The 26175-nt window shown below is 65.2% G+C and carries 20 protein-coding genes; 17 read left to right on the forward strand and 3 right to left on the reverse strand.

Features of this window, described 5'->3' with window-relative positions; genetic code table 11:
• The first annotated feature begins 76 nt into the window (after nt 1-76).
• The 4 genes from smc (at nt 77) to galU (ending at nt 7829) form a co-directional block, all read left to right on the forward strand.
• Entirely contained in the window at nt 77-3628 is a 3552-nt protein-coding gene (gene smc, locus C664_RS00175) for a chromosome segregation protein SMC (RefSeq protein ID WP_004251080.1), read from the forward strand.
• A gap of 28 nt (nt 3629-3656) precedes the next feature.
• Entirely contained in the window at nt 3657-4772 is a 1116-nt protein-coding gene (locus C664_RS00180; RefSeq protein WP_004251081.1) for a cell division protein ZipA C-terminal FtsZ-binding domain-containing protein, read from the forward strand.
• Nucleotides 4772-6829: an NAD-dependent DNA ligase LigA gene (ligA, locus tag C664_RS00185; protein WP_004251083.1), complete on the forward strand. Its 2058-nt coding sequence runs from the start codon at nt 4772-4774 to the stop codon at nt 6827-6829. Before C664_RS00180 ends, ligA begins: the two co-directional genes overlap by 1 nt.
• Before the next feature lie 97 nt (nt 6830-6926).
• Nucleotides 6927-7829, forward strand: coding sequence for a UTP--glucose-1-phosphate uridylyltransferase GalU (galU, locus tag C664_RS00190; protein WP_004251091.1), 903 nt, complete (start codon nt 6927-6929; stop codon nt 7827-7829).
• 148 nt (nt 7830-7977) lie between these two features.
• Here galU and typA read toward each other — a convergent pair whose 3' ends face one another.
• Nucleotides 7978-9795, reverse strand: coding sequence for a translational GTPase TypA (typA, locus tag C664_RS00195; protein WP_004251092.1), 1818 nt, complete (start codon nt 9793-9795; stop codon nt 7978-7980).
• Between the two features lie 186 nt (nt 9796-9981).
• Here typA and C664_RS00200 point away from each other — a divergent pair, with 186 nt between their 5' ends.
• Both C664_RS00200 and C664_RS00205 read left to right on the forward strand, forming a co-directional pair.
• Nucleotides 9982-10719 carry an S-methyl-5'-thioinosine phosphorylase gene (locus C664_RS00200; RefSeq protein ID WP_004251093.1) on the forward strand — a complete coding sequence of 246 codons (738 nt, stop codon included), beginning with the start codon at nt 9982-9984 and terminating at the stop codon, nt 10717-10719.
• Nucleotides 10720-10732: 13 nt separating this feature from the next.
• Nucleotides 10733-11236: a TIGR00645 family protein gene (locus C664_RS00205; protein WP_004251094.1), complete on the forward strand. Its 504-nt coding sequence runs from the start codon at nt 10733-10735 to the stop codon at nt 11234-11236.
• A 6-nt stretch (nt 11237-11242) separates the two neighbouring features.
• Here C664_RS00205 and C664_RS00210 read toward each other — a convergent pair whose 3' ends face one another.
• Complete coding sequence (locus C664_RS00210) at nt 11243-13819, reverse strand: [protein-PII] uridylyltransferase (protein ID WP_004251097.1); 2577 nt, start codon at nt 13817-13819, stop codon at nt 11243-11245.
• A 9-nt stretch (nt 13820-13828) separates the two neighbouring features.
• Complete coding sequence (map, locus tag C664_RS00215; protein ID WP_004251099.1) at nt 13829-14650, reverse strand: type I methionyl aminopeptidase; 822 nt, start codon at nt 14648-14650, stop codon at nt 13829-13831.
• A gap of 291 nt (nt 14651-14941) precedes the next feature.
• On the opposite strand from map, the gene rpsB reads away from it, so the two are divergent.
• From rpsB to lpxD, 11 genes are all read left to right on the forward strand, one after another.
• Nucleotides 14942-15697, forward strand: a complete 756-nt coding sequence (gene rpsB / locus C664_RS00220; protein WP_004251101.1) for a 30S ribosomal protein S2 — start codon at nt 14942-14944, stop codon at nt 15695-15697.
• A 105-nt stretch (nt 15698-15802) separates the two neighbouring features.
• Nucleotides 15803-16699, forward strand: coding sequence for a translation elongation factor Ts (gene tsf / locus C664_RS00225; protein ID WP_004251103.1), 897 nt, complete (start codon nt 15803-15805; stop codon nt 16697-16699).
• Nucleotides 16700-16709: 10 nt separating this feature from the next.
• Nucleotides 16710-17423, forward strand: a complete 714-nt coding sequence (gene pyrH / locus C664_RS00230; RefSeq protein WP_004251105.1) for a UMP kinase — start codon at nt 16710-16712, stop codon at nt 17421-17423.
• 19 nt (nt 17424-17442) lie between these two features.
• Nucleotides 17443-18000, forward strand: coding sequence for a ribosome recycling factor (gene frr / locus C664_RS00235; RefSeq protein WP_004251106.1), 558 nt, complete (start codon nt 17443-17445; stop codon nt 17998-18000).
• Nucleotides 18001-18046: 46 nt separating this feature from the next.
• Nucleotides 18047-18826, forward strand: coding sequence for a polyprenyl diphosphate synthase (gene uppS, locus C664_RS00240; protein WP_004251107.1), 780 nt, complete (start codon nt 18047-18049; stop codon nt 18824-18826).
• On the forward strand, nt 18819-19640 hold the full coding sequence (locus C664_RS00245) for a phosphatidate cytidylyltransferase (RefSeq protein ID WP_004251108.1): 822 nt from the start codon (nt 18819-18821) through the stop codon (nt 19638-19640). Before uppS ends, C664_RS00245 begins: the two co-directional genes overlap by 8 nt.
• Nucleotides 19641-19680: 40 nt before the next feature.
• Nucleotides 19681-20877: a 1-deoxy-D-xylulose-5-phosphate reductoisomerase gene (gene ispC / locus C664_RS00250; protein WP_004251109.1), complete on the forward strand. Its 1197-nt coding sequence runs from the start codon at nt 19681-19683 to the stop codon at nt 20875-20877.
• Nucleotides 20878-20879: 2 nt separating this feature from the next.
• Nucleotides 20880-22244: an RIP metalloprotease RseP gene (gene rseP, locus C664_RS00255; RefSeq protein WP_004251110.1), complete on the forward strand. Its 1365-nt coding sequence runs from the start codon at nt 20880-20882 to the stop codon at nt 22242-22244.
• An 8-nt stretch (nt 22245-22252) separates the two neighbouring features.
• Nucleotides 22253-24592 carry an outer membrane protein assembly factor BamA gene (bamA, locus tag C664_RS00260; RefSeq protein WP_004251111.1) on the forward strand — a complete coding sequence of 780 codons (2340 nt, stop codon included), beginning with the start codon at nt 22253-22255 and terminating at the stop codon, nt 24590-24592.
• 34 nt (nt 24593-24626) lie between these two features.
• Nucleotides 24627-25127 carry an OmpH family outer membrane protein gene (locus C664_RS00265; RefSeq protein ID WP_004251113.1) on the forward strand — a complete coding sequence of 167 codons (501 nt, stop codon included), beginning with the start codon at nt 24627-24629 and terminating at the stop codon, nt 25125-25127.
• 12 nt (nt 25128-25139) lie between these two features.
• A complete protein-coding gene (lpxD, locus tag C664_RS00270) occupies nt 25140-26174 on the forward strand; it encodes a UDP-3-O-(3-hydroxymyristoyl)glucosamine N-acyltransferase (protein WP_004251115.1) in 1035 nt (344 codons plus the stop codon).
• Nucleotide 26175: the final 1 nt, after the last annotated feature.

Genomic DNA, 26175 nt, shown 5'->3' on the forward strand with positions numbered 1-26175 from the left:
CTCAGCAGGCCATGCCGCCGGCTCCCTTCAACTGCCGTTTCGCCCCTTGGGGTGTGGTTCAGAATCCCTCGTCGACGTGCGCCTGTCCAAGCTAAAACTCGCTGGGTTCAAGACCTTCGTCGATCCCACCACGGTGATCACGCCGGGCAACCTTGTCGGCGTCGTCGGGCCCAATGGCTGCGGCAAGTCCAACATCATCGATGCGGTGCGCTGGGTGCTGGGCGAGACGCGGGCTTCGGCGCTGCGGGGCGAGTCGATGCAGGACGTGATCTTCAACGGCTCGACCACGCGCAAGCCGGTGTCGCGCGCCAGTGTCGAGCTCGTGTTCGACAACGCCGAGGGACGCGCGGCCGGGCAGTGGTCGCGCTACACCGAGATCTCGGTCAAGCGCGTGCTGGATCGCTCGGGCGAGTCGACCTACTACATCAACAACGTTCACGTCCGGCGCAAGGACGTGATCGACCTGTTCCTCGGCACCGGGCTCGGGCCGCGGGCCTACGCGATCATCGAGCAGGGCATGATCTCGCGCATCATCGAGGCGAAGCCGGAGGACATCCGCGGCTTCCTCGAGGAGGCGGCCGGCGTCACCAAATACCGCGAGCGGCGCAAGGAAACCGAGGGGCGCTTGCGCGATGCGCGCGACAATCTCGCCCGTCTCGACGACATCCGCATGGAACTGGGCGAGCGCATCGCCCACCTCGAGGCGCAGGCCGAGGTGGCGGCACGCTACAACACGCTCAGTGCGGCACACGTGCAGAAGCAGCAACTGCTGTGGCTGCTCAAGCGCAACGAGGCGCAGGCCGAGCACGCGCGCCTGAGCGAGGAACTCAACGCCACCACGCAGCGCATCGAGGGCGATAGCGCGCGGCTGCAGGAACTCGAGGCGGCGGTCGAGGGCGCGCGCGAAGCGCATTTCGAAGCCTCGGAGGCGGTGCATGTGGCGCAGAGCGACCTCTTCGCCGTCAGCGCCGAAGTGACCCGTCTTGAAACCGAACTGCAGCACCTGGGCGAGGCGCGCAAGCGACTCGAAGCCCGCCTTGCGCAACTCGAACTCGACCGCGGCCACTGGCAGGCACGGAGAACGGCGCTGGGTGAAGACCGCGAGCGCTGGCAGGCGCTGGCCGAGAATGCCGCGCTGCGTGCCGAACAGGCCGAGGCGCGGCACTTCGAAATCGCCGACCGCGTGCCCGATCTGGAGAGCGCCCGCCAGGCGGCCGACACGACCGTCGCCGCAGCGCGGCGCGAGCTTGCCCAGACCGAGCAGCAGCTTCGGGTGGAAGAGGCCAACCGTGCCAGCGCGACGCGTGCGCTCGAGGCCCTGCAGCAGCGCAGGGGACGCCTCGAGGCCGAGCGTGGTGCGATTGCCGGACCCGACGAGCGCGAGCTGGCCGAGCGCGAGGCGCGGCTCGAGGCCTTGCAGGACGCGCTGGAGGTTCAGCAGCAGGAGCTGCAGCAGGTGCAGGCGCGCCAGCCCGATGCGCAGGCCGCGTTGAAGGCTGCGCTTGAACACGAGCGCGCGGTGCAGCGCCGGCTCACCGAGTTGCGTGCGCGACGCGACGCACTGGTGCAGTTGCAGGCGCGCGTGCAGTCGCAGGGCAAGCTCGGCGACTGGCTCAAGCGACACGGGCTGGATGCGCTGCCGCCGCTGTGGCGCAGCCTGCGTGTTGACGAGGGCTGGGACACGGCCGTTCAGGCGGTGCTGCGCGAGCGTCTTGCCGCACTGGTGGCACCCGATGATGCCGCCGCGGTGTCGGCCGCCGCGCTGGTGCTTGACGAGGCGCCGCCGGAGTCGCTCGCTATCGCGCTGCCCGGGAACGTGGTCGCGCTCCCGCAGGACGCGCTCCCGCAGAACGATTACGCCGGCCTGACGCCGCTGCTTGCGCGGATCACCGTCGTGGATCCCGGTCTGCAGCCGCTACTGGCGAGTTTTCTGCGCGGGGTGTTCGCAGTCGAGCGTCTTGGCGACTGGCTGGCGCGCCGCGGTGAGCTGCCCGCGGGCGTCGTGCTGGTGGGGCCGCACGGCCAGATCCTCTCGCGTGATGCGCTGGCGCATTCGGCACCGGACAGCCGCACCCATGGCGTTATCGAACGTCAGCGCGAGATCGACACGCTGGCCGAGCAGCAGCAGGCGCTCGAGGATGAGGCCCGGATCGCGCATGATGCGCTGCTGGCGGCGGAAGCCGCCGCCGCCGCGCTGCAGGAAATGGCCAATACGCTGCGGCGTGACACCCAGGCCGCGCAGGCGCAGGTTCACGCGGAGCAGGTCGAAGTGCTCAAGCTCGCGCAGGCGCGCAGCCGCGCCGAGGAGCGCCGCGGCCAGCTTGCCCGCGACCTGGAGGATCTTGTCCATCTCGAGCAGACCGAGCGCGAGCATCTGGCTCGGGCCGACATGGAGCAGGCGCGCGCGGCCGAGCTGGCGGAGCTGCAACGCGAACGGCTCGACGCCGCGATGGAAGTGCTGCGCGAGCGCGAGCAGGCCTTGCGCGAAGCGCGTGCGCTGGAGCAGGCCGCCGCGCGTGAACTGCAGGAGGCGAAGTTTTCCGAGCGCGAGTGCGCCGGCAAGCTCGATGACATCGGACGCAACCTGCAGCTGGCCGCGGAGCAGCTCGAGCGCATCGTTGCCGAGACGGAAACCCGTGGTGCCGAACTCGACGCCACCGACGACAGCCGCAGCTTCGAGGCCTTGCAGAGTGCGCTGGGTTTACGTGTCAGTCGCGAGGCCGCGCTCGCCGCACGCCGCGATGCGCTCGAGGACGCGGCGGCCAGGCTCAAGCAGATCGAGGAAATGCGCCTGCGGGTCGAGCAGGAAGCGGCCCCGATCCGAAATCGCGTCGCCGAGTTGCGGTTGGCCGTGCAGGCGACCGAGCTGGCGGTGACCCAGTTCGCCGAGCGTCTCGTCGAGGTCCAGGCCGACGAAGCCTCGCTGTTGCCGCTACTTGCCGATGACCTGCGGGAAAGCGCGCTGCAGCGCGAAGTGGCGCGGCTGGCGCGCGAGATTGCGGAACTCGGCGCGGTCAACCTCGCTGCACTCGACGAACTGCGCAGCGCGACCGAACGCAAGGGCTATCTCGATGCGCAGACCGACGACCTGCTGCAGGCGATCGAGACGCTCGAGGATGCGATCCGGCGCATCGACCGCGAGACGCGCGAGCAGCTGCAGGAAACCTACAATACCGTCAATCGCCAGTTCGGGACGCTGTTCCCGCAACTGTTCGGTGGCGGCCGTGCCGAGCTGGTGCTGACCGGCGACGAGATCCTCGACGCAGGCATCCAGATCGTGGCCCAGCCGCCGGGCAAGAAGAACACCTCCATCCACCTGCTGTCGGGCGGCGAGAAGGCACTTACGGCGATCGCGCTGGTCTTTTCGATGTTCCAGCTCAATCCGGCGCCGTTCTGCATGCTTGACGAGGTGGATGCGCCCTTGGACGATACGAACACTGAACGCTATGCCAACATGGTCAAGCGCATGTCCTCGCAGACGCAGTTCATCTTCATCAGCCACAGCAAGATCACGATGGAGTTCGCGCAGCAACTGGTCGGCGTGACGATGCAGGAGCAGGGCGTGTCGCGCGTGGTGGAAGTCGACATCGAAGAAGCGCTGCGCCTGGCAGAGCCGGCGGCAGCCTGAAATAACAGCAAGGAATTCGGGAACCCCTATGGACAGCGAACTACAGATCGCCCTTGTCGGTGCCGGTCTCGGTGCGGTGGTGCTGATCGTGGCCTACAACAAGTGGCAGGAGCGCAAGCACCAGCACAAGGCCGACAAGGCTTTCAAGTCCGATCATCGCGACGTGCTCCTCGAGCCGCGCGTTGCCGACGATGACGCGAAGGGCCGCGCCGCGCGCACCGAGCGCCGCGAGCCGGGCATCGCGGACGACGACGGCGTCGCCGACGGCCCGCGACCGGTGCGCGAGGCGTCGATCATCCGATCCGCCCCCGAAGTGCCCGAGTTGCTCGACGAGCGCACGGACTGCGTGATCCGTCTCGAGGCCATCGAGCCGCTCGATGTGCAACGGCTCTGGCAGGCGCAGGGCGAGCAGCTGGTCGGGCTGTCGAAGCCGGTGCGCTGGTTCGGTTTCAACGACGCCGAGAACCTGTGGTTCCCGATCGGCCCGAACAGTGCGGGCGCCTGCCACTGGTTCTGCGCGGCGCTGCAACTCGTCGATCGGCGAGGCTCGATCGGCGAGTCCGACTTCATGCGCTTCTCCGGAGGCGTGCAGCGTGTCGCCGACATGGTGATGGCGCTCCCGCCAGGCCTGCCCGCGCGCGCCGAAACCCTGCGCCACGCCACCGAGGTCGATCGTTTCTGCGCCGACGTGGATGTGCAGATCGGGGTCAATGTCGTCGCCTCGTCCCGCCCCTTCGATGGCAGCGAGATCGCGAAACTGGCCGCCCGACATGGCTTCACGCTGTCGGGGGATGGCAGCTTTCATGCGCTCGCGGACGATGGCAGCACGCTGTTTACGCTGGCCAACCTGGAGCCCGGGCTGTTCGCGGCCGAGACGCTGCCCGCCATGGCGACCGGAGGCCTGACCCTCGTCATCGATGTGCCTTGGGTGCAGGATGGCGTGGCGGCCTTCGACCGCATGATGCGCATCGCCAACGACTTCGCGGCACACTTCGGCGGCCATGTCGTGGATGACAACCGCGCCGCTTTCGGCACCGAGGCCGCGGACCTGATCCGCGCGCAGATCCGCCAGTTCCAGGGGCGCATGGCCGAGAACGGCATTCCGGCGGGCGGCCCGCTGGCAAGGCGGCTGTTCGCGTTGTGATGGATCTGTTCGCTTCCACTGCGCAGCAGCGCATCGAGGCGCTGCGCGGAGAGATCGCGCGGCACGACAAGGCCTACTATGTGCTCGATGCGCCGACGATTCCGGACGCCGAGTACGACCGCCTGTTCCGCGAACTGCAGGCCCTCGAGGCCGAGCATCCCGAATTGCGCACGCCGGACTCGCCGACCCAGCGCGTCGGCGGCAAGCCGCTGGCGCAGTTTCCGCCGGTGCGGCATCGCGTCCCGATGCTGTCGATCCGCACCGAGACGGATACCGAGGCAAGCGGCGCGCAGGCCTTCGATGCCCGGGTGCGGCGCGAACTTGGACTTGTCGAAAGCGATGCCGACGTCGATTACGCCGCAGAACTGAAGTTCGACGGACTGGCAATCAACCTGCGCTACGAGCACGGCGTGCTGGTCCAGGCGGCGACGCGGGGCGATGGTGAGACTGGCGAGGACGTCAGCAGCAACGTGCGCACGATGCGCTGCGTTCCGCTACGCTTGAAGGGCGAGGCGCCCGAGGTCATGGAGATCCGCGGCGAGGTGTACATGCGCCGGGACGATTTCGAGGCCCTCAACCGACGCCAGGCGGATGCGGGCGACAAGACCTTCGTCAATCCGCGCAACGCCGCGGCGGGCAGCATCCGTCAGCTCGACCCGGCGATTGCCGCGAAGCGGCCGCTGTCCTTCTTCGCCTATGGCCTGGGCGAGACGATCGGCTGGCAGGTGCCCGCCACGCACGGCGAGGTGCTCGACGCCATCGCGGCATTTGGCCTGCCGGTGTGCGAACACCGCAGGGTGGTGCGTGGCGCGACCGGGCTGGCCGAGTTCCATGCCCACATCGCCCGCTTGCGCGACAGCCTGCCGTTCGACATCGACGGCGTGGTGTACAAGGTCAATTCGCTCGAGCTTCAGCGCCAGCTCGGCTTCGTGACGCGCGAGCCGCGCTGGGCCGTGGCGCACAAGTATCCGGCACAGGAGGCGTTGACCGTGCTGCGCGGCATCGAGGTGCAGGTCGGGCGCACCGGCGCGCTGACCCCGGTTGCGCGCCTGGAGCCGGTGTTCGTCGGCGGCGTTACGGTAACCAACGCGACCTTGCACAACCAGGACGAGATCGACCGCAAAGATGTGCGCATTGGCGACTGGGTGATCGTGCGCCGTGCCGGCGACGTGATCCCCGAGGTGGTGGCGCCGGTGATCGAGCGCCGGCAGGGTGAGCTGCCGCGCTTCCGCCTGCTCGAGCAGTTTCCGACCTGTCCGGTGTGCGGCTCGCACGTCGTGCGTGGCGAGGACGAGGCCGTTGCGCGCTGCACCGGCGGCCTGTTCTGCCCGGCCCAGCGCAAGCAGGCACTGCTGCATTTTGCCGGCCGGCGCGCGATGGACATCGAGGGGTTGGGCGACAAGCTGGTCGATCAGCTGGTCGACGCGGCTATCGTCAAGACGCCGGTCGACCTGTACCGCCTTGGCGTGCTGGCGCTTGCCAGCCTCGAGCGCATGGGCGAGAAGTCGGCGCAGAACCTGCTCGCCGCGATCGAGAAAAGCCGTTCGACGACGCTGGCGCGCTTTATCTTCGCGCTCGGCATCCGCAACGTCGGCGAGGCGACTGCGCGCGACCTGGCGCGGCACTTCGGCAGTCTGGACGCACTGATCGCCGCCACTGCAGAGGCGCTGCAGCAGGTGCAGGACGTCGGGCCGATCGTCGCGCGCTCGATCGTCGAGTTCTTTGGCGAGCCGCACAACCGCGAGGTCATCGAGCAGTTGCGCGCGGCTGGCGTGCATTGGCCTGAGGGCGAGCCTGCCCCTGCGGCCGCTGGTGCGCTGGCAGGCCAGACCTTCGTGCTGACCGGCACGCTGCCGAGCTTGAGCCGCGACGACGCGAAGGCGCTGATCGAGGCGCAGGGCGGCAAGGTCGCGGGCTCGGTGTCGAAGAAGACGACCTACGTCGTCGCCGGGGCGGAAGCCGGTTCGAAGCTGACGAAGGCGCAGGAACTCGGGCTCGACATCCTGGATGAGGACGGCCTGCGTGACCTGCTGCGCAAAACGGATACAAATAGCTAGTGTCTTTCTGCCCGGCTTCGCGCATCATGCCGGGCGCCGCATACCCGTGTCGGGTATGCCGGATCTGCCGAAACATTGATACCGGAGTGAAACAAGAATGAAGAAGGTCACCAAGGCGGTCTTCCCCGTTGCCGGCATGGGCACGCGCTTCCTGCCGGCCACCAAGGCCAGCCCGAAGGAAATGCTGCCGATCGTCGACAAGCCGCTGATCCAGTACGCGGTCGAGGAAGCGGTCGCGGCGGGCATCACCGACATGATCTTCATCACCGGTCGGACCAAGCGTTCGATCGAGGACCACTTCGACAAGGCCTACGAACTCGAGACCGAGCTGGAAGCACGCGGCAAGAAGGAACTGCTCGAGATCGTGCGCCAGACCGTGCCGAAGGGCGTCAACTGCATCTACATCCGCCAGTCGGAGGCCCTCGGTCTGGGTCATGCGGTGCGCTGTGCGAGCCACGTGGTCAGCGACGAGGCCTTTGCCGTCATCCTGGCCGACGACCTGCTGGACAACAAGGACGGCAAGCCGGTGCTCAAGCAGATGGTGGATGTGTACAACTATCACCGCTGCTCGGTGCTGGGCACCATGAACGTGCCGCGCGAGGAAACCCGCAGCTACGGTATCGTCAGTACCGAGACCGATATTGGCCAGGTGCAGCGCATGACCGGCATCGTCGAGAAGCCGAAGCCCGAGGAGGCGCCGACCACGCAGGCCGTGGTCGGCCGCTACATCTTGACGCCGCGCATCTTCGACCACATCCGCGCACTGAAGCCGGGCGCCGGCGGCGAGTACCAGCTCACCGACGCGATCGCCTCGCTGCTGAAGGAAGAGGCCGTTCTGGCCTACCAGTTCGACGGCGTGCGCTACGACTGCGGTTCGAAGCTGGGCTACCTGAAGGCGACGATCGAGTTCGGCCTGCGTCACCCGGAGACGGGGGGCGAGTTTGCGCAGTACCTGAGCGGCCGCTTCGGCGCGGAATCGGGCGGCAGCAAGAAGAAGTAAGCGTTCGCCCGCTGTGGCGCCCGGTCGATTGATCGGTCGGGCGTCGCAAGCGCGACCTCAGGGCAATCCTTGCACCTGAAAACAGAGAGGCCCCGGCGGGATGTTCCCGGCGGGGCCTCTTCACATTCAGGCGCAGAGGGGGGGGCGATCAGGCGTCGGCAGCCTTCGCCGCGCGCTTGCGATCGTTTTCCTTCAGATGACGCTTGCGCAGGCGGATGCTCTTCGGCGTGATCTCGACCAGCTCGTCATCGGCGATGAACTCGATCGCGGATTCCAGCGTCAGCGCGATCGGCGGGATCAGGCGCACGGCCTCGTCGGTGCCGGAGGCGCGCACGTTGGTGAGCTGCTTGCCCTTGATCGGGTTCACGACGAGGTCGTTGTCGCGGGTGTGGATGCCGATGATCATGCCTTCGTACAGCGCTTCGCCCGGGCTCACGAACATGCGGCCGCGATCCTGCAGGTTCCACAGCGCGTAGGCGACCGCGTCACCGTCGTTCTGCGAGATCAGCACACCGTTGCGGCGCTCGGCCATCGCTCCGGCCATCGGGCCATAGTCGTCGAACACGTGGCTGGCAAGGCCGGTGCCGCGCGTCATGGTGAGGAATTCGCCCTGGAAGCCGATCAGGCCGCGCGCCGGGATGCGGTACTCGAGGCGCACGCGGCCCTTGCCGTCCGGCTGCATGTCCTGCAGCTCGCCGCGGCGACGACCGAGCTCTTCCATCACGCCGCCCTGGTGATCTTCCTCGACGTCGACGGTCAGCATTTCGTACGGCTCGCACTTCACGCCGTCGATTTCCTTGTACACCACGCGCGGGCGGCCGACAGCCAGCTCGTAGCCTTCGCGGCGCATGCTTTCGAGCAGGATCGTAAGGTGAAGCTCGCCACGACCGGCCACTTCGAACACGTCGGAGTCGCTCGTGTAGGTGACGCGCAGGGCGACGTTCTTCAGCAGTTCCTTCTCGAGGCGCTCGCGAATCTGGCGGCTGGTGACGTACTTGCCTTCGCGGCCGGCCAGCGGCGAGGTGTTGACCATGAAGTTCATGGTCAGCGTGGGCTCGTCGATCGCGATCGGCTTCATGCCTTCGAGACGCTCGGGGTCGCACAGGGTGACGCCGATGTTGACCTGCGAAATGCCGGCCACCAGCACGATGTCGCCCGCTTCGGCGAACTCGGAGGGTTTGCGCTCCAGTCCTTCGAAGGTGAGTACCTGGCTGACCTTGCCCTTGCCGCGGTTCTCATCGCCATACATGACGACCAGTTCCTGGTTGGGGCGAATGCGGCCACGCTTGATGCGGCCGATGCCGAGCTGGCCCATGTAGGTCGAGTAGTCGAGCGAGCAGACCTGCATCTGCAACGGCCCGTCGGCATCGACCTCGGGGGCAGGGACGTACTTCAGGATGGCCTCGAACAGCGGGCGCATGTCCTTGCGTTCCTCGTCCAGGCTTTCGACCGCGAAGCCGTTGAGGCCCGAGGCGTAGATGACCGGGAAGTCGAGTTGCTCCTCGGTTGCGCCGAGCTTGTCGAAGAGGTCGAAGGTGTGGTTGATCACCCAGTCCGGTCGTGCGCCCGGGCGGTCGATCTTGTTGACGACGACGATCGGCTTCAGGCCCAGCGCCAGCGCCTTGCGCGTGACGAAGCGCGTCTGCGGCATCGGGCCTTCCTGGGCGTCGACCAGCAGCAGCACGCTGTCGACCATCGACAGCACACGCTCGACCTCGCCGCCGAAGTCGGCGTGGCCCGGGGTGTCGACGATGTTGATGTGGGTGTCACCGTACTGGATCGCGCAGTTCTTGGCGAGGATCGTGATGCCGCGTTCCTTCTCGATATCTCCCGAGTCCATGACGCGTTCGGCGACCTGCTGGTTCTCGCGGAAGGTGCCGGATTGGCGCAGCAGTTGGTCGACGAGGGTGGTCTTGCCGTGGTCGACGTGGGCAATGATGGCGATGTTGCGGATGGCGCGGGACATGGAGGCGGGAAGTCTTTGAAAGGGCGAGGATTCTACCACGTGCTGTGGCAGCGCAACATGAATTCGCGAGCGGCCGTTCGGCCTTTCCGAAAGATGCGGTCCGGCCCGGTTCGTGGCCTCCACTACATCATTCCGGCCCGAAGGCGCGTGATAAAATCCGCGGCCCTCAAGTCCTGGAGCGACTGCATGCTCGCGATCATCGGTGGAAGCGGTCTGACGCAGCTTTCGAATCTGGCGGTAGAGCGCCGTGAAGTGGCACGTACGCCCTACGGCGAGCCGTCCGGCGCGCTGACCTTCGGGCGGCTGTGCAACGAGCCGGTCGTGTTCCTCGCCCGTCACGGCTACGGTCACACGATTCCGCCGCACCTCGTGAACTACCGCGCCAACATCTGGGCGCTGAAGCAGGCGAAAGTGAGCGGAATCATCTCCGTTGCCTCGGTCGGCAGCATCCGTGCCGACCTCGGGCCGGGGGCGCTGGTCGTGCCTGACCAGATCATCGACTACACGTGGGGACGCGAGAGTACCTTCTTCGAAGGCGGGGACACGCCGGTGAAGCATGTCGATTTCACCCACCCCTACGACCAGGGTCTGCGCCGCAGGCTTATCGAGGCGTCGCGGCTGGCGGGCGAGGTCGCACTGGATGGCGGCGTGTATGCGGCCACTCAGGGGCCACGCCTCGAGACGGCGGCCGAGATCAATCGTTTCGAGCGCGACGGTGCCGACGTCGTCGGCATGACCGGCATGCCCGAGGCTGTTCTGGCGCGCGAACTGGACATCCCCTACGCCGCCCTCAACGTTGTGGTCAACCATGCGGCGGGGCGCTCGGCCAGCGCGGGCGGGATTGTCTTTGGCGACATCGAGGCCATGCTGCAAAGCGCGATGGTCAGGGTGCGCACCATTCTCGACAAGCTCTGTCACGTTTGAAAGGTCGGCGACCATGAAGCAAATCGAGAAGAACTTCGAACACCTGCTGTTCTCCAGCCGCTGGCTGATGGCGCCGGTCTATTTCGGGCTGGTGCTGGCGATGCTGGTCCTGCTCGTGAAGTTTACCAAGGAGGTCTGGGGCCTTTTCGCCGGGATCATGACTGCGACCGGCGGTGAGCTGATCACCGGCGTGCTGTCGCTGGTCGACATCGCCCTGATCATGAATCTGCTGATCATCATCATGTTCAGCGGCTACGAGAACTTCGTGTCCAAGATGGATGACCTGCACAGCCATCAGGACCGGCCGGACTGGATGGGGCACATCGGTTTCTCGGACCTGAAGGTCAAGCTCATCGGCTCGATCGTGGCGATTTCGGGCATCGAGCTGCTCAAGGCCTTCATGAACGTGGACGACCTGTCCGACCGTCATCTCGGGTGGATGGTCGGCATTCACGTCACGTTCCTGTTCTCGGGCGTGCTTTACGCGCTCATGGATAGGCTGGGCAGCAAGCACTGAGCCGATTCACACCTGCAGGCGCTCCAGCAGCTCTCGTTCCACGCGCAGCAGCTGGGTGTCCTGGGCCAGCGCGGCGCCGGTGAGGAGGAAAGTGTCCTCGACCCGCTCGCCCAGTGTCGCGATCTTGGCCGTGTGCAGCCGGATGCCGTGGCTCGAGAGGGTCTCGGCGATGTCGAACAGCAGGCCAGGGCGGTCCGCCGCGGTGAGCGAAAGAATGTAGTGGCGGCCGGCCTCGTCCGGCCTGATGCTCACCTGGGGTGTGATCGGGAAGTGCTTGACCTGGCGTGAAAGCCGTCCGCGGGAGGGGCGGTCGATGACGCCGGGGCGGACAAGGTAGCCGGTGAGTTCGTGCTCGATCAGGGTGATGACATCGCGGTAGCTGGCTTCGCCGCCCGGGTCCTGCAGCATGAAGCTGTCGAGCGCGTGACCGTGGCGGGTGGTGTGCACCTTCGCGTCGAGGATGGTGAAGCCGAGTCGGCCGAAGAAGCCGGTCAGGCGGACGAAGAGCTCCTTCTGGTCGGGTGTGAACACCATGACCTGTACGCCGTCTTCTTCCTCGGCCATGCGGGCCTTGACCACGGGTTCGTCGGTGTCGGGGCGGAAATACAGGACCCGCGTGTGCCAGGCGATTTCCTCCGCGGAGTGCCGCATGAAGTACACCGCATCGAGTTCGGACCAGAGCCGGTCCTCGATGCCGGGCCGCAGGCCGTGGAAGCGCAGCAGGCGGCGTGCATCTTCCAGCCGGTCGTCCAGTCCCAGTGCCTGCTGGGGGGTTGCGCCGCGCAGCAGGCGTTGGGCGGCAAAGAACAGATCCTCGAGCAGCTTGCCCTTCCAGCCGTTCCAGACCTTGGGGCTGGTGCCGCGGATGTCGGCGTGGGTCAGGAGGTAGAGCGCGATCAGCCGCCGCTCGGTGCCGACGATGCGGGCGAAGCGTTGCACGACCTCCGGGTCGGAGGTGTCTTCCTTCTGGGCGTAGTGCGACATGGTGAGATGGTGTTCCACCAGCCATACCACCAGTTCGGTGTCCTCGCTCGCGAGCCCGTGCACCACGCAGAATTCGCGCGCGTCGGTCATGCCGAGCTTGGAGTGGTCGCCCCCGCGCCCCTTGGCGATGTCGTGGAACAGGGCTGCGACATACAGCAGCCAGTGGCGCTCGAACGCCATGATGAGCCGCGTCATCAGGGGGTACTCGTGCGCGTGCTCGCCCATGGTGAAGCGGCGCATGTTGCGCAGCACCATCAGGATGTGCTGGTCGACCGTATAGACATGGAACAGGTCGTGCTGCATCTGGCCGATGATGCGGCGCCAGGTCGGCAGGTAGCGGGACAGGATGCCGTACTCGTTCATGCGCCGGAATGCATGCACGATGCCGCGCTTCTGCTGCAGGATCTGCAGGAACAGCGCGCGGTGCTCGGGATTGGCGCGGAAGGCGGCGTTGATGCGGTTGCGGTTGATCCACAGCGCGCGCAGCGTGCGCGCCGTCATGCCCTTGAGTTCGGAGCGCTGCTGCAGCAGCAGGAAGCATTCGAGCAGGGCCGAGGGATAGCGCTCGAAGATGTCTTCCTGGCGCATGTCGAGCAGCTCGCGCACGACCTGGAAGCGTGGATTGATGACGAAGGCCGCGCCCCGGTCGGGGAAGATCACGGTGCCATAGTTCTGCAGCAGCACGGTGTTGAGCTGCGTCACCATCTTCGCGGTAACGTAGTAGCGCTGCATCAGCACTTCGGACGCGCGTCGCGTCGCGGTCGCATCGATGCCCATGATGCGCGCGAGCTTTTCCTGGTGATCGAACAGCAACCGGTCCTCGGCGCGCCCGGTCAGGTAGTGCAGGCGGATGCGCAGGTGCTGCAGGAAGCGTTCCACGCTGCGCAGATCGCTGGCCTCGCCGCCGGTGATGAGGCGGCGACGGGCGAGGTCGCGCCAGTTGTGCCCCAAGCCTGCGGCGCGTGCGATCCAGCTCAGCATCTGCAGGTCGCGCAGCCCGCCCGGGCTCTCCTTGCAGTTCGGCTCGAGGGCGTAGGGGCTGTCGTTGAAGCGGGCGTAACGCTGCTCCTGTTCGAGCTGTTTCGCCTTGTAGAAGGCGCGCACGTCCAGGGTTTCGCGGTAACGCTCGTTGAGCTCGGCGAAGAGACGCAGGTCACCGCTGAGCAGGCGCGCTTCGAGCAGGTTCGTCTGGATCGTGATGTCGTCTGCGGCCGCTTCGATGCATTCGTCGATCGTGCGCACCGCGTGGCCGATCTCGAGCCCGATGTCCCACAGCGCGCCGACCATCGCCGAAAGTCGTTCGCAGATCTCGGGGGTGGCCGCGGCCGGGAGCAGAACGAGGATATCGACGTCCGAGGCCGGGAACAGCTCGCCCCGACCGTAGCCGCCTACGGCAAGCAGCGCAGCGTCATCCGGCATGCCGCAGGCCTGCCATAGACCGATGACCTCTGCGTCCACCAGTCGCGCGCGCCCCTCGAGCAAGGCCGACGTGCGCGGGTGGGCCTCGTAGGCGGCCCTGAGTGCCGCGGCGTTCTCATGGAGACGCCGGCGAGCCTCGCCGATCAGGGGTTGAAGGGCGGAGCAGAGGGCGTCTTTCATGGGTGGGCTTCAGGCGAAGCGGGCGGCAACCAGCGCGGGGGGCGGGGGGCATTTCTCCGACAGCGTCAGTACCTCGACGCCGGTTTCGGTCACCACGACCGTGTGCTCCCACTGCGCCGAGAGGCTGCGGTCCTTCGTGACGATCGTCCAGCCGTCGGGGAGTTCGGAAATGGCGGCCTTGCCGGCGTTGATCATCGGCTCGATCGTGAAGATCATGCCCGGCTTCAGTTCGGGGCCGGTGCCGGCCTTGCCGTAGTGAAGGACCTGCGGATCTTCGTGGAACTTGCGGCCGATGCCGTGGCCGCAGAACTCGCGCACGACGGAGAAGCCATTGCCCTCCGCATGCTTCTGGATGACGGCGCCGATGTCGCCGAGGTGGGCGCCCGGCTTGACCGCGGCGATGCCAAGCCACATGCATTCGTAGGTGATCTGCGACAGGCGGCGAGCCGCAATGCTCGCCGCGGCTTCGCCGCCGACCAGGAACATGCGGCTGGTGTCACCGTGGAAGCCGTCCTTGATCACGGTGATGTCGATGTTGACGATGTCGCCCTTCTTCAAGGCCTTCTCGCCGGGTACGCCGTGGCAGACCTGGTGGTTGATCGAGGTACAGATCGACTTGGGGTAGGGCGTGTAGCCGGGAGGGGCGTAGTTCAGCGGGGCTGGAACCGTGTCTTGCACGTTCACCATGTAGTCGTGGCACAGGCGGTCGAGTTCGCCGGTTGTCACGCCGGGTTTGACGAAGGGCTCGATGTAGTCGAGGACCTCGGCCGCGAGGCGGCACGCCACGCGCATCTTGTCGATTTCTTCCGCGGTCTTGAGAACGATGCTCATCTTGATTGTCTGTCTTGCTGGGGCTGTAAAGGACTCAAAGGTATCGCATGCGGGCACCTGCGGGCAAACGCGGTACGGGCCTACGCTTGAGTGAGCGCGAACGCGCGTGCTAACATTGCGGGCTTGTCTGCTGAGGCAGGCAAAATCCACACGTCCTGCGGCAATGGGGTCCGCGGCGAAGGCTGACATCAATGGTCTTCGGTGCGGCGAGGTGTCGGGCGTTCGATATTTGAACGTCGGGCGTCCCGCGGGGCGGAGGTTAAACCCTTTGATCAGTTTGGAGTAACACCTATGTCAGTCACGATGCGTCAGATGCTCGAAGCGGGCGTCCATTTCGGCCACCAGACCCGCTTCTGGAATCCGCGCATGGCCCCCTACATCTTCGGCCAGCGCAACAAGATCCACATCGTCAACCTCGAAAAGACGATGGTGAAGTACAACGAAGCGATGGACTTCGTGCGCAAGCTCGCCGCCAATCGCGGCAACATCCTGTTCGTCAGCACCAAACGCCAGGCGCGCGAGATCATCGCCGAGGAAGCGGGTCGTGCCGGCATGCCCTTCGTCGATGAGCGTTGGCTGGGCGGCATGCTGACCAACTTCAAGACGGTCAAGCAGTCGATCAAGCGCCTGAAGGAAGTCGAGGCGATGGTCGAGGATGGTTCGATCGAGCGTCTGTCGAAGCGCGAAGCGCTGACCGTGCGTCGCGAGATGGAAAAGCTGCAGAAGTCGATCGGTGGTATCAAGGAGATGGGCGGCCTGCCCGACGCCCTGTTCGTGATCGATGTCGGCTACCACAAGATCGCCATCACCGAAGCCCAGAAGCTCGGTATCCCCGTCGTTGCCGTGGTCGATACCAACCACTCGCCCGAAGGCGTGGATTACGTGATCCCGGGTAACGACGACTCCTCGCGCGCCATCCGACTCTACGCCCGTGGCGTGGCCGATGCCGTGCTGCAGGGTCGCAGCCAGGTGCTGCAGGAAATCGTCGATGCCGGTGGCGACGAGTTCGTCGAAGTCGAGGAAGAGGGTTCGCAAGAGCAGGCCTGACCTGCAGCTTGCCGGGGCCTCTAGGGGCCCCTTTTTGTAGTCTTGAATACCTGCCGGTGTCGGGTTTTGCTCGACACCGGCAATAGCGAAATCCGAGGAGTTAGCATGGCGGAAATCACCGCAAGCATGGTCAAGGAACTGCGCGAGAAAACCGACGCGCCGATGATGGAATGCAAGAAGGCGCTGGCCGAAGCGGCTGGCGACATGGCCAAGGCTGAAGAGATTCTGCGCGTCAAGCTGGGCAACAAGGCCTCCAAGGCAGCTGCCCGCGTGGCGGCCGAAGGTGTGGTCGGCATCAGCATCTCGGCCGACGGCAAGCTGGGTTCGATCATCGAAGTGAACTGCGAGACCGACTTCGTTGCCAAGAACGACGACTTCCTCGCCCTGGTGAATGGCTGCGCCGATCTGGTTTCTGCCAACAGCCCGGCCGACGTCGCCGCTCTGTCGGCGCTGCCGATGGGCGAGGGCACGGTCGAGTCGACCCGCACCGCGCTGGTTGGCAAGATCGGAGAGAACATGTCGATCCGCCGCTTCACCCGTGTCGAAGCCAAGGGTCAGCTCTTCTCGTACATCCACGGCGGCGCCAAGATTGGTGTGCTGCTGGATCTGGTCGGCGGCGACGAGCAGCTGGGCAAGGACATCGCGATGCACATCGCCGCGTCCAAGCCGAAGGCGCTGGACGCCTCGGGCGTGTCGCAGGACCTGATCGAATCCGAGCGCCGTATCGCCATCGAGAAGGCTCGCGCCGACAACAAGCCCGAAGCCATGCTCGAGAAGATTGCCGATGGCACCGTGCAGAAGTTCCTGAAGGAAGTCACGCTGCTGGCTCAGGTCTTCGTCAAGGCCGAGGACGGCAAGCAGACCATCGAGCAGCTGCTGAAGGCCAAGGGAGCCTCGGTTGCCGGCTTCACGCTCTACATCGTGGGCGAAGGCATCGAGAAGAAGGTCGCCGACTTCGCTGCCGAAGTGGCCGAGCAGGCTGCCGCGGCTGCCAAGAAGTAAGGAGCTGCATATGTCCGCCGCCTACAAGCGCATCCTGCTGAAGCTCTCGGGCGAGGCCCTGATGGGTGATGATACCTACGGTATCAACGAGGAGGTCGTCACCCGCATCGTCACCGAGATTGCCGAGATCGTGCGTCTCGGTGTTCAGGTGGGTGTGGTGATCGGCGGCGGCAATATCTTCCGTGGCATGAAGGGCGCGGCGTCCGGCATGGATCGCGCCACTGCCGACTACATGGGCATGCTGGCCACGGTGATGAACGCGATGGCTCTTGCCGATGCGATGCGGCGCATGGATCTCGAAGCGCGCGTGCAGTCGGCGCTGCGCATCGACCAGGTCGTGGAGCCCTACATCCGCGGCCGTGCGATCCGTCATCTCGAAGAAGGCCGCGTCGTGATCTTTGCCGCCGGGACGGGCAACCCCTTCTTCACCACCGATACCGCTGCCGCGCTGCGTGGTTCCGAGATCGGTGCGCAGATCGTGCTCAAGGCGACCAAGGTCGACGGCGTCTATACTGCCGACCCGAAGAAGGACCCGAACGCGCAGCGCTACCATCGCATCAGTTTCGACGAGGCGATCGGTCGCAACCTGGCAGTCCTCGATGCGACCGCGTTCGCGCTGTGCCGTGACCAGAAACTGCCGATCAACGTGTTCTCCATCTTCAAGCCCGGCGCGCTCAAGCGCGTGGTGATGGGCGAGGACGAGGGTACGCTGGTCCATTCCTGATGCTCTGGAGAGTGCGCTGATGATTTCCGAACTTAAGAAGAACACTGAGCAGAAGATGCAGAAGTCGGTCGAGGCACTCAAGACCGATCTCACCAAGATTCGTACCGGCCGTGCGCATACCGGCCTGCTCGACCACGTGATGGTCGAGTACTACGGCTCGATGGTGCCTTTGAACCAGGTTGCCAACATCACGCTGATCGACGCCCGTACGATCGGTGTCCAGACCTGGGAAAAGCCGATGCTGCCGAAGGTGGAGAAGGCCATTCGCGACAGCGACCTGGGGCTGAACCCGTCGAACATGGGCGAGTTGCTGCGCGTGCCGATGCCTGCGCTGACCGAAGAGCGTCGCCGCGACCTGACCAAGGTCGTTCGTCAGGAAGGCGAGACGGCGAAGATCGCCATCCGCAACCTGCGTCGCGATGCCAACCAGCATCTCAAGGATGCGGTCAAGGACAAGGAGATCTCGGAGGACGACGAGCGTCGTGCCGAGGAAGATGTCCAGAAGCTGACCGACAAGTACGTCGCCGAGATCGACAAGCTTCTCGCCCAGAAAGAGCAGGAACTGATGCAGATCTGATCCGCCGGATCGGCTGTTCCCTTATGGGCAGAACAGGAGGCGGGTCATGACGCACAAGCGTTTCATAAGTTCCACCCGGGAGATCCCGGCGGTGAGCGCGGTTCCGCGTCACGTGGCGATCATCATGGACGGCAACGGCCGCTGGGCGCGCAAGCGTCTGATGCCGCGCGTTGCCGGGCATTCCCGGGGCCTCGATTCGGTGCGCGCGGTGGTCAGGGCGTGCATGGAACGGGGTATCGAGTACCTGACGCTGTTTGCCTTCAGTTCCGAGAACTGGCGCAGGCCGGCCGACGAGGTGTCCTTCCTGATGCAGCTCTTCATGAAGTCGCTGCGCAAGGAGGTCGCCCGGCTGGACGAGAACGGGATTCGACTGCGCGTCGTCGGTGATCTGGCCCGATTCGACCCCGAACTCGTTCGCGCCATTCGCGAGTCCGAGGAAAAGACCGCGAAGAACGAACGCTTGCACCTGAGCATCGCGGCAAACTACGGTGGCCGATGGGACATCGCGAATGCCGTCGCTGCGCTGATGCGCGCGCATCCCGAACGATGCGACGGATTCAGCGAGGACGAGATCGCCTCGGCGTTGTCGATGAACTTCGCGCCGGAACCGGATCTGTTCATTCGGACTGGCGGGGAGAAGCGCATCAGCAACTTCCTGTTGTGGCAACTCGCTTACACCGAGCTCTACTTCACCGATACGCTGTGGCCGGATTTCGGCGCCGATGCGCTCGACCAGGCGATCGCTTCCTATGGGGGGCGCGAGCGCCGCTTCGGTCGTACAAGCGAGCAGCTCGTCGAGCAGGGTGCAACAGGACATCATGCTTAAAGCGCGTGTTCTGACAGCGATTGCGTTACTGGCGGGTCTGCTCGCCGCTGTCTTCCTGCTGCCTGCTTCGGGTTGGCTTGTGCTGTGCGCGCTCGTCTGTGGCGCCGCGGCGTGGGAGTGGGGCGGCCTTGCCGGCTTCGAGCGCCCGCTGCGGATGTCCACCGCCATCTCGTTCGGTATCGCCTGCCTGATCCTCGGTGTGCTCAGCGGACTGGTGAGTGGGGCGACGACGGGCGCCGGCATCCTCGTGCCGCTTTACGTCATCAGCGCACTGTTCTGGGTATTCGTCGTCCCGGTCTGGCTCGTACGCAAGTGGACCTTGTCGAATCCGATGCTGGCGTCCCTGGTCGGCTTCGTCGTGCTCGTGCCCACTTCGCTCGCGCTCGTGCATCTGCGTGCGCTCGGTCCGTGGGTCATGCTGGCGGTCATGGCCGTCGTCTGGGTGGCGGACATTGCTGCGTACTTCTCGGGACGTGCCTTCGGCCGCCACAAGCTGGCGCCATCCATCAGCCCCGGCAAGACGTGGGAAGGCGCGGTCGGTGCGGCGGTCGCAGTGCTGCTGTTCGGCTTCGGCGTGCTGACCTGGCAGGGCGCGAGCAATCCGGGCGGCGCCATGGTGGTGGCCGCGGGGCTCGTGCTCTGGACGGCAATCAGCATCATCGGCGACCTCTTCGAGTCGCTGCTGAAGCGCCAGGCGGGTCTGAAGGACAGCGGCACGATCCTGCCCGGACACGGTGGCATCCTCGACCGCATCGACAGCCTGACCTCCACCCTGCCGCTGGTGGCACTCTTCGTCGTTCTGCTGGCACGCTGAGTCGGCGGAACGCCCTTTGTTTTCCGTTCCTGCCCATCCAATGCGACAACCCGCCACGCAGCGCATCACCGTTCTTGGGGCGACCGGCTCCATCGGACAGAGCACCCTCGACGTCGTAGCCCGTCACCCGGACCGCTTCGAGGTCTTTGCCCTGACGGCGCACAGTCAGGACGACAAGCTGCTTGAGCAGGTGCTCCGGTTCTCGCCGCAGTATGCCGTGATCGGAGACGTCGAGGCCGCCCAACGTCTCCGGGCCGCGCTTGCGGAGGCAGGCAGCCGCACCGAGGCGCTGTGCGGCCCCGAGGCCCTGGAGCAGGTTGCCGCCGCGTCCGACGTCGACATGGTGATGGCGGCGATCGTCGGGGCTGCCGGATTGCGGCCGAGCCTCGCGGCTGCGCGCGCCGGAAAGAAGGTGTTGCTCGCCAACAAGGAGGCCTTGGTGCTCTCCGGGCAGATCTTCATGGATGCGGTGGCGGCGAGCGGTGCGGTGTTGCTGCCGATCGACAGCGAGCACAACGCGGTTTTCCAGGCGCTGCCGGCCGGCTATGCGCGAGCGCCTGGGCGGGCGGGCGTACGCCGTGTCCTGCTGACGGCATCGGGCGGCCCGTTCCGTGCGGCGCCCATCGCCGAACTGGCGGCGGTGACGCCCGAGCAGGCCTGCGCACATCCGAACTGGGTCATGGGGCGCAAGATTTCCGTCGATTCGGCGACGATGATGAACAAGGGGCTCGAGGTCATCGAGGCGCACTGGTTGTTCGGCGTACCGGCCGAGATGATCGAGGTGGTCGTCCATCGCCAGAGCGTCATCCACTCGATGGTGGAGTACGTCGATGGCTCGGTTCTGGCGCAACTTGGCAATCCCGACATGCGCACGCCGATCGCTCACGCCATGGCGTGGCCGGAACGGATCGAGGCCGGCGTGCGGTCGCTCGACCTGTTCGAGATCGCTCGCCTGGATTTCGAACGGCCCGATTTCCAGCGTTTCCCCTGCCTTGGCCTTGCGTTCGCCGCGCTGCGTGCGGGTGGGGCTGCCCCGGCCGTGCTCAATGCTGCAAACGAGGAGGCGGTTGCCGCGTTCCTCGACCGGCGCATCGCCTATCTCGATATTGCGCGCGTAATCGAACCTTGCCTGGAACGCTGTGCCGGCGTCGCGGTCGATTCGCTGGATGCTGTGCTCGCCGTTGATGCGCAGGCACGTGATTGGGCATCCGCCCAGATCCGGACACTTTCCCGCTGACAATGAATCTTCTCGACTATCTGCTTCCTTTCGCCCTTGCGCTGGGCCTGCTCATCCTCGTGCATGAGCTTGGGCACTATCTCGTGGCGCGTTGGTGCGGCGTCAAGGTGCTGCGCTTCTCGATCGGCTTCGGCAAGCCGCTGCTGGTGCGTCGAGCCGGACGGGATGCAACCGAGTGGGCGCTCGCCGCGTTTCCACTGGGTGGGTACGTCAAGATGCTGGACGAGCGCGAGGGGCCGGTGGCGCCTGCCGAATTGCATCGCGCTTTCAACCGGCAGAGCGTCTACCGGCGCTTCGCCATCGTTGCCGCGGGACCGATCGCGAATTTCGTGCTCGCGATTGCGCTGTACTGGGGGTTGTTCGTGGCGGGGACCGATGAGCTTCGCCCACGCGTCGCTTTGTCGGACACGCCAGCCATCGCGGTGGCGGCGGGCGTGCGCGATGGCGATCTCGTGCTTGCCGTCGACGACGAGCCGGTGCGTTCGTGGCAGGACTTGCGCTGGGTCCTGTTGCGGCATGCACTGGAGCAGGGTGAAGTCGTCCTCAAGGTGCGTACGCTCGAAGAGGTGGAAGCTTTTCGGCGCCTGAACCTTGCCGGTGTGCCGATTGAGGATGGCAGTCAGGACCTGATCGTCCGCTTGGGCCTCAAGCCGTGGCGTCCCGTCATCCCGGCGATCGTCGGGCGGCTATCGGAGGGAGGCTCGGCGGAGCGCGCCGGGCTGCGGGAGGGCGACGAGGTCATCGCAATCGAGGGTGCTGCCATCGAGGGCTGGGCGGCATTGGTCGAACGTGTCCGTGCCGCTCCGGGAAAGCCGCTGGATTTCGAGGTGCTGCGGGGTGGCGAGCGGCTGACCCTGAGCGTGACGCCGGAATCCGGCACGGATAACGGCGTGCCGGTCGGCCGCATTGGCGTCGGAGTCGCCGAGCCGGTCGAAGGCGGACTGTCGATGTTCGCGCAGGTGCGCTATGGGCCGCTCGAAGGGCTGACGAAGGCTGTGCGCCAGACTTGGGAAACCAGCGTTTTGAGCCTGAAGATGATCGGTCGGATGTTCACTGGCGAAGTGTCGTGGAAGAACCTCTCTGGGCCCGTGACGATTGCGGATTATGCCGGCCAGACCGCGCAGCTCGGACTGAGCCATTACCTGAAGTTCGTGGCCCTGATCAGCATCAGCCTGGGGGTCTTGAACCTGCTCCCCATCCCGGTGCTCGATGGGGGGCACTTGTTGTACTATACGGTCGAAATCATCAAGGGCGGTCCGATTCCGGAACGCGTCATGGAGATCGGTCAACAGATCGGTCTTGTCCTGCTTGCAATGCTGATGGCATTTGCTTTCTACAACGACATCAATCGTCTCATTTCCGGCTGAATTCCTGCATGAATCGCAAGCTCCTGCCCGGGCTCATCATGGCCCTTTTTGCCGCTGTGCCGGCATTCGCATTCGAACCTTTCGTGGTCAAGGACATCCGGGTCGAAGGCATCCAGCGGACCGAAGCGGGAACCGTATTCAACTACCTGCCGGTGCGGGTCGGTGAGCGCTTCGACGAGGGACAAGCGGCCGAGGCGATCCGTGCGCTGTTCGCGACCGGTTTCTTCAGCGACGTACGTATCGAGACCGAGGGTGACGTCATCGTCGTCGTGGTCGATGAGCGGCCTGCGATCGCACAGATCGACTTCGTCGGTGTGAAGGAGTTCGACAAGGACGCGCTCAAGAAGGGGCTGCGGGAAGTTGGCCTGGCGGAGTCCCGAATCTTCGACCGTTCGCTGCTCGAGCGTGCCGAACAGGAGCTCAAGCGACAGTATCTGTCACGCGGCAAGTATTCGGCCCAGATCAAGACCACGGTGACGCCGCTCGAGCGCAACCGGGTCGGCATCAATTTCAATGTCGAGGAAGGCGATGTCGCCAAGATCCGGCAGATCAGCATCGTCGGAGCGAAGGCCTTCGACGAGGATGACCTGCTTGAACAGATGCAGCTCACCACGCCGGGCTGGCTGACCTGGTACACCAAGAACGACCAGTATTCGCGCCAGAAGCTGTCCGCTGACCTGGAGACCCTGCGCTCCTTCTATCTGAACCAGGGCTACCTCGACTTCAACATCGATTCGACCCAGGTCTCGATCACGCCGGACAAGGAGGACATCTACATCACGGTGAACATCACCGAAGGTGAGATGTACACCGTCAGCGGCATGCGTTTCACCGGCGATCTGGTGTTGCCGGAGTCCGACTATGTGTCGATGACCCAGCTACGGCCGGGCGATACCTTCTCGCGCGAGAAGCTGACCGAGACCACGAAGGCCATTACCGACCGCCTGGGCAACGAAGGCTATGCCTTCGCCAACGTCAACGCAGCGCCGGAGGTGGACAAGGAGAAGCGCCAGGTGGCCTTCACGGTGTTCGTCGATCCGGGTCGGCGCGTCTATGTGCGCCGGATCAATGTCGGCGGCAACACCAAGTCGCGCGATGAGGTCGTTCGCCGCGAAATGCGCCAGATGGAGGGAGGCTGGTACGACGCCGCGGCGATCAACCGTTCGCGTACCCGAATCGACCGCCTGGGCTTCTTTGACGAGGTCAACGTCGAGACGCCTGCCGTGCCGGGTACGACCGATCAGGTCGACGTGAACTTCACGGTGAAGGAACGGCCCACCGGTAACCTCATGCTGGGCGCTGGTTTTTCGAGTTCTGAGAGCGTCGTGCTGTCGGCTTCGGTCTCCCAGCAGAACCTGTTCGGTAGCGGCAACGCCCTGACGCTGGGGCTCAACACGAGCAAGTCGAGCCGCACGCTTGCACTGTCGTTCACCAATCCGTACTACACCGTCGACGGCGTCAGCCTGGGCTGGGACCTCTACCACCGCACCTACGATTCGACCGAATACAGTAATTTGTCGCCGTACAAGACCGTCTCTACCGGGGCGGGCCTGAGGCTCGGGTGGCCGATTGCCGAGGATGATCAGGTGAATTTCGGCCTGACTGCGGACCAGACCAAGATCACGACCTACGAAGGCAGTCCGTTTCTTTACAAGGACTTCTGCAACGACAATGGTGGTTGCAGCGGCAACGGTGTGGGCGATGTGTCGGTCAGCAGTCTGCTGCTGACGGTCGGCTGGTCGCGGGACAGTCGTGACAGTTTCATCTATCCGCGCAAGGGTACGTATCAGCGAGTGTACGGTGAAGTCACCGTCCCGGTGGGCGATCTGCGCTTCGGTAAGCTTGGCTACCAGCACCAGCACTGGTTCCCGTTCGGGCGCGACTATGCGCTGATGCTCAATGCCGACGTCGGTTACGCGAAAGGCTTCGGTGGGAAGAGCGTGCCTTTCTACAAGAACTACTACGTGGGCGGCATCGGGTCGGTGCGAGGTTTCGATCAGGGCACGCTGGGACCGAAGTTCACCGATAGCGATGGGGATGTCACCTCGTCCGGCGGTACTCGCAAGCTGGTCGGCAATGCGGAGTTCTTCTTCCCGATGCCTGGCGCCGGTACCGACCGCTCGTTCCGCATATCGGCCTTCTTCGACGCCGGTTACGTATGGGGCGAGGACCCGGATACGGGCAAGGAACAGAAGATCGGCTTTGACGACCTGCGCTACAGTACGGGCTTGGCGTTCTCCTGGAGTTCGCCGATCGGGCCGCTGAAATTCAGTTTCGGCCACCCGCTCAAGAAGGAAAAGGACGACGAGATCCAGCGGTTCCAGTTCCAGCTCGGCAGCGTGTTCTGATCGCGCCGCAAACAAGATTTTTCCGGAGGCATAAGTGAAAGTCAGTACCCTCTCCCTGGTGGCTGCCGCCCTGATTGGCGTTTCCCAGGCCGCAGTGGCCGATACCAAGATCGGCTTCGTCAACTCCGACCGCGTGATGCGCGAGGCAGCGCCGGCCGTCCGTGCGCAGCAGCGCCTCGAGAAGGAGTTCGAGAAGCGCGACCAGGAGCTTCAGCGCATGGCGAAGGATCTCAAGGCCATGCAGGAAGAACTGGAGCGTGAAGTGCCGACGATGGCCGAGAGCGATCGCCGCAACAAGGAGCGCGCGCTCAATGATCTCAATCGCGATTTCCAGCGCAAGCAACGTGAGTTTCGCGAGGATCTCAACCAGCGTCGCAACGAGGAACTGGCCTCGGTGCTGGACAAGGCCAACCGTTCGGTGAAGCAGATCGCCGAGAGCGAGAATTACGACATCATCTTCCAGGAAGCGGTTTACGCCAACCCGAAGATCGACATCACCGACAAGGTCATCAAGGCCCTGTCCGACGCCAAGTAAGCATTCCTCCGCATGTTTCGTCTCGACGAGCTGGTTGCGCGCCTGGGCGGTGAACTCAGTGGCGATGCGGCGATAACCGTGCGCCGTGTCGCCACGCTCGACCAGGCGGGAGACGGAGACCTGGCCTTCGTGGCCAACCGCAAGTATCTGTCGCGCCTGCAGGGCAGTGCCGCGAGCGCGGTCATCGTGGCGCCGGATGTTCGTCCGCTGGTCGAAGGTCGCCCGTGTATCGTCACGGGTGACCCCTACCTTTACTTCGCCCGTGTCGCACAGCTCTTCCATCCTGCACCGGTGGCGCGTCCGGGCATACACCCGTTGGCGGCCGTTGTGTCCCGAGTCCCGGCATCGGTGGAGGTCGGGCCGGGTGCGTCGATTGACGAGGATGTGGTCATCGGCGAGGACGTCATCGTCGGCGCGGGTTGCCACATCGGCCGTGGCGCCCGGATCGGTCGCGGCACCCGCCTGGCACCAAGGGTAACGATCCAGCACGGCTGCATCGTCGGTGAGGATTGCATCATCCACTCTGGCGCCGTCATCGGCGCGGACGGGTTCGGTTTCGCCCGGGAGAAGGGCGGGGGCTGGGTCAAGATCCCGCAGGTCGGACGCGTCGTCATCGGCAACGACGTCGAGATCGGTGCCAACACGACCATCGACCGCGGGGCGCTCGACGACACGGTGATCGGTGACGGATGCAAGCTGGACAACCTGATACAGATCGCCCACAACGTTCGCATCGGCGAGCGCACCGCCATTGCCGGTTGCGTCGGCGTCGCCGGCAGCACCACCATCGGCGCGCGCTGCATGATCGGCGGGCAGGCGGGCATCATCGGCCATCTTTCGATCTGCGATGACGTGGTGGTCTCCGCCGGAACGCTGGTCAGCAAGTCGATCACGCGACCGGGCGTCTACACCGCGAGCCTGCCGGTGCAGCCACACGCCGAATGGATACGCAATTTCGCCCATCTCCGGCACCTCGACGCGCTTGTCGGGCGTGTCCGTAGTCTCGAGAATCAACAAGTCGGTCCCGACGACCGCAACCCGGGTTGAA

Source organism: Thauera sp. 63, assembly GCF_000310165.2.
Lineage (GTDB): Bacteria > Pseudomonadota > Gammaproteobacteria > Burkholderiales > Rhodocyclaceae > Thauera > Thauera humireducens.

Bases quoted from the DNA above. Each gene is read 5' to 3' on its own strand.
- C664_RS00180 (WP_004251081.1), top strand. From the start codon at position 3,657: ATGGACAGCGAACTACAGATCGCCCTTGTCGGTGCCGGTCTCGGTGCG.
- ligA (WP_004251083.1), top strand. From the start codon at position 4,772: ATGGATCTGTTCGCTTCCACTGCGCAGCAGCGCATCGAGGCGCTGCGC.
- galU (WP_004251091.1), top strand. From the start codon at position 6,927: ATGAAGAAGGTCACCAAGGCGGTCTTCCCCGTTGCCGGCATGGGCACG.
- typA (WP_004251092.1), bottom strand. From the start codon at position 9,795: ATGTCCCGCGCCATCCGCAACATCGCCATCATTGCCCACGTCGACCAC.
- C664_RS00200 (WP_004251093.1), top strand. From the start codon at position 9,982: ATGCTCGCGATCATCGGTGGAAGCGGTCTGACGCAGCTTTCGAATCTG.
- C664_RS00205 (WP_004251094.1), top strand. From the start codon at position 10,733: ATGAAGCAAATCGAGAAGAACTTCGAACACCTGCTGTTCTCCAGCCGC.
- C664_RS00210 (WP_004251097.1), bottom strand. From the start codon at position 13,819: ATGAAAGACGCCCTCTGCTCCGCCCTTCAACCCCTGATCGGCGAGGCT.
- map (WP_004251099.1), bottom strand. From the start codon at position 14,650: ATGAGCATCGTTCTCAAGACCGCGGAAGAAATCGACAAGATGCGCGTG.
- rpsB (WP_004251101.1), top strand. From the start codon at position 14,942: ATGTCAGTCACGATGCGTCAGATGCTCGAAGCGGGCGTCCATTTCGGC.
- tsf (WP_004251103.1), top strand. From the start codon at position 15,803: ATGGCGGAAATCACCGCAAGCATGGTCAAGGAACTGCGCGAGAAAACC.
- pyrH (WP_004251105.1), top strand. From the start codon at position 16,710: ATGTCCGCCGCCTACAAGCGCATCCTGCTGAAGCTCTCGGGCGAGGCC.
- frr (WP_004251106.1), top strand. From the start codon at position 17,443: ATGATTTCCGAACTTAAGAAGAACACTGAGCAGAAGATGCAGAAGTCG.
- uppS (WP_004251107.1), top strand. From the start codon at position 18,047: ATGACGCACAAGCGTTTCATAAGTTCCACCCGGGAGATCCCGGCGGTG.
- C664_RS00245 (WP_004251108.1), top strand. From the start codon at position 18,819: ATGCTTAAAGCGCGTGTTCTGACAGCGATTGCGTTACTGGCGGGTCTG.
- ispC (WP_004251109.1), top strand. From the start codon at position 19,681: ATGCGACAACCCGCCACGCAGCGCATCACCGTTCTTGGGGCGACCGGC.
- rseP (WP_004251110.1), top strand. From the start codon at position 20,880: ATGAATCTTCTCGACTATCTGCTTCCTTTCGCCCTTGCGCTGGGCCTG.
- bamA (WP_004251111.1), top strand. From the start codon at position 22,253: ATGAATCGCAAGCTCCTGCCCGGGCTCATCATGGCCCTTTTTGCCGCT.
- lpxD (WP_004251115.1), top strand. From the start codon at position 25,140: ATGTTTCGTCTCGACGAGCTGGTTGCGCGCCTGGGCGGTGAACTCAGT.